Annotated in this window: 1 pseudogene; it reads left to right on the top strand. The window is 61.4% G+C overall.

Going from position 1 to position 1,121, the window contains the following annotated elements:
- Positions 1–1,077: pseudogene (locus NCT05_RS36990) on the top strand (hypothetical protein); the annotation flags it as partial.
- Positions 1,078–1,121: the final 44 nt, after the last annotated feature.

The raw sequence follows: 1,121 nt of genomic DNA, 5'->3' as shown, positions 1-1,121 counted from the left end.
CCCAAACGAAATCGAGAATCCGCCGCTGTTGTAGTTATAGCGTCGGCGCAGGGCGGGAGGCGCTCATTTCATTCCCATAGCGTATCGATCGTCCCGGGTGCAGCCATTCGCAACATCGGCGGCGGCAATCTCACCGTTCGCGCCGATGCAACGGGTATCGACAACGGCGGCGGCATCGGCAATGAAGGCACGATCGATTGGTCGCGGAGCAGCGGCATCGTCAGTCTGCTGTACGACATGAGCGGCAGCTATTCGGCGGGCACGCTCCTCGCCAATCGGTGCTGGCCGGGCTTGCCCTTTAGCGGCTACGTCACGCAGATCACGGCGTACCAGCTCGTGAACAACGCCACGGATCTGGCGAACGTGTCGCGCGATCTGAAGGGCAACTACGCACTCGGCAAGGATATCGACCTAAAGACTGCGCAGAATACATCGTTCCCACTGATCGCCCCGGCCGACATGGCACCGTTTGCTGGCCAGTTCGATGGTTTTGGCCATGTCGTCAGCAACCTGAATATTCAGATCCCAGTTCAGGGGTACGTACCGTATGCCGGGCTGTTTGGAGTATTCGGAACGGGAGGCGTCGTGCGGAACCTCGGCGTGGCGACCACCAACATCGAGGGCGGCATGGGAGGCAGTTACGGCGCCCTCGCCGGCCGCAACGACGGCGTCATCGCCTATGCGTGGTCGACGGGTGGAGTCGGGTCGGGCGCGCCGTTCGGCGGCATCGGGGGCGGTGGTCTCGTCGGGTGGAACAAGGGCACGATAGAACGGTCCTGGAGCGGCGCATCGGTCGGCGGCAATAGTTCTTATGGCGGTCTCGTCAATCAGAACGACGGCTGGATTGTGCAGTCCTACGCGAGCGGTCCAATCAACGTCGGCGGCTCACATGGGCGCGGTGGCGGACTGGTCGGCAGGAACACCGGGCTGATTCAGCAATCGTATGGCACGGGTCGTATCGGCTCCCTAGTCCATTGCGTCATTGGAAAAGCACCCGATTTGGTATTCAATGAAACGCATGGAAAAGATGAATTTGAGCGCGCTCGAGCGCGAACAATTGTTGTCAGCAACTCGTAGCCAGACGGTGCGCGCAGCTGACGCCCGGCGCGCTCGGCTGATTC

The sequence above is a fragment of the Caballeronia sp. AZ7_KS35 genome (genome assembly GCF_023631045.1).
GTDB lineage: Bacteria > Pseudomonadota > Gammaproteobacteria > Burkholderiales > Burkholderiaceae > Caballeronia > Caballeronia zhejiangensis.
The sequence above is the reverse complement of the archived record's forward strand: the minus strand, read 5'-3'. Positions and strand labels throughout refer to the sequence as shown.